This window comes from Roseateles sp. P5_B10, from assembly GCF_056400485.1.
The window spans coordinates 20,299-27,033 of record NZ_JBFULE010000014.1 but is presented as its reverse complement, the minus strand read 5'-3'; the positions used below and the strand labels follow the sequence as shown (position 1 = coordinate 27,033).

The 6,735-nt window shown below is 69.7% G+C and carries 7 protein-coding genes; 4 read left to right on the top strand and 3 right to left on the bottom strand.

Features of this window, described 5'->3' with window-relative positions:
* Positions 1–264, top strand: a 264-nt coding sequence (locus AC1DU6_RS02455; RefSeq protein WP_477855993.1) for a hypothetical protein, incomplete at its 5' end; no start/stop codon positions are given.
* On the opposite strand, the gene AC1DU6_RS02450 is transcribed toward AC1DU6_RS02455, so the two are convergent.
* Positions 261–1,364 carry a DUF2332 domain-containing protein gene (locus AC1DU6_RS02450; RefSeq protein WP_477855992.1) on the bottom strand — a complete coding sequence of 368 codons (1,104 nt, stop codon included), beginning with the start codon at positions 1,362–1,364 and terminating at the stop codon, positions 261–263. The genes AC1DU6_RS02455 and AC1DU6_RS02450 overlap by 4 nt on opposite strands.
* A 56-nt stretch (positions 1,365–1,420) precedes the next feature.
* Between AC1DU6_RS02450 and AC1DU6_RS02445 the strand changes: the two genes are divergently transcribed.
* Together AC1DU6_RS02445 and AC1DU6_RS02440 are read left to right on the top strand one after the other, a co-directional pair.
* Positions 1,421–2,074: a Crp/Fnr family transcriptional regulator gene (locus AC1DU6_RS02445; RefSeq protein ID WP_056192022.1), complete on the top strand. Its 654-nt coding sequence runs from the start codon at positions 1,421–1,423 to the stop codon at positions 2,072–2,074.
* A gap of 132 nt (positions 2,075–2,206) precedes the next feature.
* Complete coding sequence (locus AC1DU6_RS02440) at positions 2,207–3,763, top strand: tryptophan halogenase family protein (protein WP_477855991.1); 1,557 nt, start codon at positions 2,207–2,209, stop codon at positions 3,761–3,763.
* Between the two features lie 6 nt (positions 3,764–3,769).
* Here the strand turns inward: AC1DU6_RS02440 and AC1DU6_RS02435 are convergent, their stop codons facing one another.
* Entirely contained in the window at positions 3,770–4,261 is a 492-nt protein-coding gene (locus tag AC1DU6_RS02435) for a glutathione peroxidase (RefSeq protein WP_056192017.1), read from the bottom strand.
* 158 nt (positions 4,262–4,419) lie between these two features.
* Here AC1DU6_RS02435 and AC1DU6_RS02430 point away from each other — a divergent pair, with 158 nt between their 5' ends.
* Complete coding sequence (locus AC1DU6_RS02430; protein ID WP_457322817.1) at positions 4,420–5,382, top strand: hypothetical protein; 963 nt, start codon at positions 4,420–4,422, stop codon at positions 5,380–5,382.
* A 45-nt stretch (positions 5,383–5,427) separates the two neighbouring features.
* Here the strand turns inward: AC1DU6_RS02430 and lplT are convergent, their stop codons facing one another.
* Positions 5,428–6,717, bottom strand: coding sequence for a lysophospholipid transporter LplT (gene lplT / locus AC1DU6_RS02425; protein ID WP_457322818.1), 1,290 nt, complete (start codon positions 6,715–6,717; stop codon positions 5,428–5,430).
* Between the last annotated feature and the right edge of the window lie 18 nt (positions 6,718–6,735).

Sequence of the window (6,735 nt, the reverse complement as noted above, 5' to 3'; positions counted from 1 at the left end):
GAGGTGGACGGCTTCCTCGCCGGCCGCGCGCTGATCGCGCACGAGCTCGACCGTGCGATGACGGCCGCATCGGGCGATCGCCCCGTCGGCAATCTGAAGCCGCTGACGCCGGCCCAGTTCCGCGCCAAGCGCAAGGCGGCGCTGAACGATCCCGAATTCCCGTCGCACGTCGCCCAGTACGTGCAGGAGGTGGGTGCACGCGCTCAGGCGCACCGTGACCGCGTGAAGCGCCGGGCCCGACGCACGGCGGCGGCGCCGGTCTAGCGCCAGGCCACCCAGCGCCCGTGCGGGTGGCTCCAGCCCAGCGCTCGCTCCGCGACCCGGCCGGCTTCGAGGTGGCGCAGCGTCCACAAGGTCATCGACGAGGCGGCCTCGTCGGCAGGCAGGACCGGTTCGGGAGGCACCGCCTCTTGCGCACTCAAAGCCGGCAGATCGCCGCAGATCCAGGCCAGGCCGTGGCTCAGCGCCAGCCGGTCGACCGTCGTGCGCAGCCGGTCGAGGTCGGCGTCATTCAAGTAGTACAGCACCCAGCTCGTCAGCAGCACCGGTTGAACGCCCGCGGGCAGACCGGTCAGCCACGGCTCGATCGCGGCGATGCAGTCGTCGGCCTGGCGCACCGTGTGCGGCAGAGACTGCATCTGATGCGCGGCACGGGCCAGGCGTTCGCGGCGGGTGGCGTCGTGCGGCCACAAACAGGCCTGCAACCAGCGCAGGCGCTCCGGGTCGCCCGGATCGACGGGAGCGGGATCGAGGCCGTAGCGCAGCGTCAGTCGCCAGTCGGCGGCCGCGGGCGGCGGCGCAGCGCCCAGCCAGCGCGATTCGATCTCGGCGCGCCGGCCATCGCGGGCTGGACCGCGCTCATGCCAGCAGCCATCGTCCGTGCGATAGCGCAGCGCGTATTGGTCGACACCGAGGTTGAGGCCGGCACTGCAACCCAGGTCCAACAGCGCGAGGTGGCGGGCGCCGGTGGCACGCGCCGCATCGCCTAAAGCCGGCCAGAGGGCCGCGCCGCGGGTGATCTCGTTGGTCTGCGTCGCGCCATGGCGCAGATGGTGCAGCAGCGCCGGCCATTCGCGCTCGAGGCAGATCGACAGCGCGGCGGCCAGGCCGGCGTCGGGCTCGCGGCTGCCACCGGCGCTGGGGTAGTAGGCGGCCAGCTCGGGCGCGGCGCCGGCCAGCACGCGCTCATGCAAGGCCGCCAGCAGCAGATTGGCCTTGCGCTGCTCGGGCGGCGCCTCGGCCAGCAGGGCCAGCGCCCGGTCGTCGTGGGCGGCCACGCCGCACAGCGCAACGTAGAGCGGCTCCTGGCTGCATTCCTCGCGCCCGAAGCGAGCCAGCAGCATCGACAGGTCAGGTCTTTCCATGCGCCCAGCATAGGCAGGCCGCGCGTCGCCTTGTGTCGGCCAGCCGACAATGCGCCATGCCCCTCGACTCGGCCCTGCAGCGCGTCTTCGACGCCCATTTCCCGGGCGTCGCGCTGCCCGCCGATATCGCCGCGGGCATTGCCGGGCGCCGCCTGGCCAATGGGCGCAGCCTCTTCGTGCAGGGCCAGAAGACGGCGGCCTTCTACGCGGTCGCGGCCGGCGAGATCGAGACCCGTTTCACGGCCGCGGACGGCACGGTGTCGGTCATCGAGAACGTCGGCCCGCCGCGACTCTTCGGCCTCGCCGCCTTCGCCGCCGGCCAGCCTTCGGAATACGAGGCGATCGCGCGCGGCGCCACCGAGGTGCTGGTCTTCGGCCGCGAGGCCTATACGCGCCTGATGGACGAGGTGCCGGGCTTCGCGCGCGCCCTGCTGGCCGAGTTCGCCCGCCGCTATGACGGCACGCTGCGCCTGCTGCAGGCGGCGCGCCACCAGGGTGCAGCCGAACGCTTCGCATTGGCGCTGGCGCAGCTGGCCCGCGAGCGTGGCCGTGCGGCTGACGAGGGTTGGGTCGAAGTGCAGGCCACGCAGGCCGAGCTGGCGCGCCTGGCCCATCTGTCGCGGCAGACGGCCAACGAGCTGCTGGGCGAGGCGGAGGCCGCCGGCCAGGTCAGGCGGGGCCGAGGCCGCTGGCTGTGGCGGGCTCGGTAACGGCCGGAACGGGCGTGCAGGACGGCACGCTCGCTCGCCGCGTTACATGTCGGCGCGCCGGGCTTCGGCCGTAATGTGGCAACCACCGGCCCGGGCTTCCCGACCCGCCGGCGTTTTTCCGGAGCTACTGCCTTGTCCGACATCCAATCCATCGTCATCGTGGGCGGCGGCAGCGCCGGCTGGCTGGCGGCCTGCTTCCTGCAGCGCGCCCTCGGCGCGGTGCGCCAGACACCCCTGCCCATCACGCTGATCGAGTCACCGCGCATTGCCGGCATCGGCGTGGGCGAGGCCACGCTGYCGACGCTGCGCGGCATGATGCAGGCGCTGGGCCTGCCCGAGGCCGCCCTGTTCGGCGCGGCCGATGCGACGCTGAACAACGGCGTGCGCTTTCACGGCTGGCGCAGCGGCGGCAGCGCGGCCGACGACAGTTACGACCACCCCTTCGACGCGCCCCCGCCCTTCGGCGGCTTCGCGACGACGGCCCACTGGCTGAACCTGATGCAGCGCGGCCTGACCCAACAGCCCATGGCCCAGGCCTGCACGGTGCAGACGACGCTGTTCGACGGCCACCAGTCACCGAAGCTGATGGACTCGCCCGACTACCAGGCGCCGGTCAACTATGGCTACCACCTGGATGCCGCCAAGCTGGCCATGCTGCTGCAGCAGACCGCGCTGCGGCGCGGCGTGCGCCATGTGCAGGGCGAGGTAGCCCAGGTGCAGCGCGGCGCAGCCGGCATCGAGGCGGTCGAACTGGCCGACGGCCGGCGCTTTGCCGCCAGCTTCTTCGTCGACTGCAGCGGGGCAGATTCACTGCTGCTGCAGCGGGCCCTGGGCGTGCCCTGGGTGTCCTATGCCGACTGGCTGCCCTGCGACCGCAGCATCGCCGTGCCGGTGGCCTATGCGCGGGACGACACCGCGCTGCGCAGCCACACCGCCATCACGGCCCAGGACGCCGGCTGGAGCTGGGAGATCGACCTGCAAAGCCGCCGCGGCACGGGCTATGTCTATGCGTCGCGCTTTTGCAGCGACGACGAGGCCCTGCAGCGGCTGCAACAGCTCAATGCCGGGCACCGCGCGCTGGCCGCGCCTCATTTCACGACGCTGCGGGCCGGCCATGCCGCGCGGATCTGGGAGCAGAACTGCCTGGCCCTGGGTGCGGCGGGCGGCTTCGTCGAGCCGCTGGAGTCCACCAGCCTCTACCTGGTCGAATGGGCGCTGCAGATGTTCGTCGACCATGTCGCGCCCTCGGGCAACAGCGCGGTTTGCCGCGACCGGCTGAACCGCCTGGCGGGCGACTTCCACGAGGAGCTGCGCGACTTCATCGTCGCCCACTACACACTCTCGCAACGGCGTGACACGCCGTTCTGGCGTACCTGCACCGACGCAGCGGCCCTGCCGCCGCGCCTCGTCGAGTTGCTGGCCCTGTGGGATGCCAAGGTGCCGACGGCCACTGATCTGGACAGCCGCCTGTCGCCCTTCGGCCCGTCCAACTGGTCCTATGTGCTGGCCGGCCTGCATCGCCTGCCCAGCCAGGGCATCGGCCTGGCCGCCCACATCTCCGCAGAGGTCAGCCAGCAGGCCCTGGCCCATGTGCGTGACGTCCGCCGCGCGGCATCGGAGCAGTCACCGACGATGCGGGACTATCTGCGCAGCCAGCAGGGGATGGCCCCGCAGGTAACAGCTCACTGAAGCGAGTCAGGTCGCGGCGAGTGCCGCTTCAATGTCGCCCCGCATCTTTTCAGGCGGGTCATTTGGCGCATAGCGCTTGATGACCTGGCCGTCGCGGCCGATCAGGAACTTGGTGAAGTTCCACTTGATGGCCTCGGTGCCCAGGAAGCCCGGCTTCTCGCTCTTCAGGAACTTCCACAGCGGGTGGGCCTCGCCGCCATTGACCTTGGTCTTGGTCATCATCGGGAAGCTGACGCCGTAGTTCAGCTCGCAAAAAGACGCGATCTGGTCGTTGCTGCCTGGGTCCTGGCCGCCGAACTCGTTGCTCGGGAAGCCAATGACGACCAGCCCCCTGGGGCCGTAATCCTCCCAAAGCTGCTCCAGGCCCTTGAACTGCGGCGTGAAACCGCATTCGCTGGCCGTGTTGACGATGAGCAGGACCTTGCCGCGCTGCGAGGCCAGGTCGGCCGGCTCGCCGCGGATGGAAACGGCCTGGAAGTCGAAGACGCTCTCGCTCATGGGCTTCCTCCCTAGAAAGGCCGTCCATACTAACCCCAGGCAGGCCCGAGGGTTTGTAGCATGGCGCCGCCCGCGCGGCTGGCCGTCCAATCGCGCGAACTTGGCGCCCCGTCCTCCGGGACAGGCTCACGTCAGCAACTTCGGAAACCACCCCATTCATGGATCACCTGGCTTGCTACACCCCGGCCGACCTGGCCGGACGCACCCCGCCCGACTTCAGCACCTTCCGCTGGAAGCTGCTGGCCCAGGGAGACTCGTGGTTTTCGAATGCGCGCGCCAAGCTCAACGCCCACGCCAACCTGCTGCAGGAGCTGGTCTTCAAGTCCAACACGGCCGCGGTCAATTGCGCCGGCACCGGCAATGCGCTGTCGCACATGGTGGACCTCGAGTCCAGCCCCGACTTCGTGCGCCTCTTGACCGGCCCCGACGCGCCGACCTGGGACGGCATCCTGCTGTCCGTCGGTGGCAATGACCTGATCGCCGCGGCACGCACGCCGGCCCAGAACTGGAATGGCGAGCCCATCCCCCTGGAGCTGCGCCTGCTGCGCCACCAGACCGAATGGGGGCCGCCCTCGGCCGGCGTCGCGCGCTATTTCTCCGAGCCCGGCTGGGCGACCTATGCCGACTACCTGCGGGCCAACGTCAAGCATCTGCTGTCCTTGCGCGACCAGGGCCCGTCCATGGGCAAGCCCGTCTTCATGCATTGCTACGCCGTGCCCATGCCGCGCCCGGCGGCCGCCGAGGGCGGCGATGACCTGGGCGCGGGCGGCCCCTGGCTTTACCCGGCGCTGAAGGCCTATGGCGTGCCCGCCGCCGATTGGGCTGCCGTCAGCCGGCTGATGGTCTTCCATCTGGCCCAGCTACTGAAGAGCATGGCCGCAGACAAGGAAGCCTTCCGCGGCCTCTTCATCTTTGATTCGACCGCCGTGCCGCTGGCACTGGCCGCGCCGGGCTCCACCGGCATCAGCGGCGACTGGCACAACGAGATCCACCTCAACCACAGCGGCTGCTTCAAGATCGCACGCGCCTGGAGCGAGCACATCGAGATGGTGCTGGAAGGCAAGCACCTGATCCCGGTGCCCACCGGCCGCAAGGGCCGCGGCAGCAGCGCCAGCAGCTGAACGTCCCGTCTTTCTGGCAGGTCTGCCAGGTCTGCCGGGGCCGGATTACCGGTCCTGCGGCAGGTGATCCGTGCGGGCCAAGTCGAGCAGATGCTCGACCTCTTCCTTGTGCACGACCAGGTTGCGCTGGTGCCAGCGCCGGATCCACCACATGGCACCGGCCACGACGACGCCGAAGATCGTGATCGCGCCGAAGGCCGACAGGCCGAAGCGGGTCATCGCCGTGTAGAAGGCGCCCAGGCCCAGGATGCAGGCCTGCTCGTTGAAGTTCTGCACCGCGATGCTGCGCCCGGCCCCCATCAGGTTGTGGCCACGGTGCTGCAGCAGCGCGTTCATCGGCACGACGAGGTAGCCGCCGATGCCGCCCAGCAGGATCAGGAAGGGGGCAGCCACCCACACGTTGTGGATGAGGTTCATGAAGATGACCAGCAGCCCCATCGCAATGCCCAGCGGAATGACGGAGGTGGCGCGGTCCAGCCGGCAATACAGCGATGCGACGACGGCGCCGACCGCCGTGCCAATGGCGACGACGCCCACCAGCGAGGACGCCTGTGTCGTGCCATAGCCCAGGGCCGCGGCGGCCCAGGCCAGCACGATGTAGCGCAGATTGCCGCTGACACCCCAGAACAGCGTCGTGGTCGCCAGCGAGATCTGCCCGAGCTTGTCCTGCCAGAGCCTGCTGTTGCAGGACGAGAAGTCGCGCACCAGGCCCAGGAAGCTGTGCGCATAGGGCTGCAGCGGCGCCGAGGTGCGCGGGATGCGCAGATTGAACAGGGCCGCCAGCACATACAGGCCGACGAGGCTGGCGATCGCCGCCTCGGGTGCGGAGTCGATGCCGGTCTCCATCATCGGCATGTCGATCAGCAGCAGCAGGTGCGAGACGCGGTCACCGATCAACTGACCACCGAGCAGCACGCCCAGGATGATGGACGTGATGGTCAGGCCCTCGATCCAGCCATTGGCCTTGACGAGCTGGGACGGTGGCAGCAGTTCGGTCAGGATGCCGTACTTGGCCGGCGAATAGGCGGCCGCGCCCAGGCCGACGATGGCATACGCCGCCAGTGGGTGGGCGCCGAACAGCATCATCAGGCAGCCCACCACCTTGATGCTGTTCGAGAAGAACATCACCTTGCCCTTGGGCACGGCGTCGGCAAAGGCTCCGACGAAGGGCGCCAGCACGACGTAGAACAGGGCGAACATCGGCACCAGCGCGGCGCGCTGCCACTCGGCGGCGCCGGAGGAACGCAACAGCTCGACGGCCGCGACGAACAGTGCGTTATCAGCCAGCGAGCTGAAGAACTGCGCCGACATGATGGTGTAAAAGCCGCGTTTCATCGGTCGGAGCGCAATCCT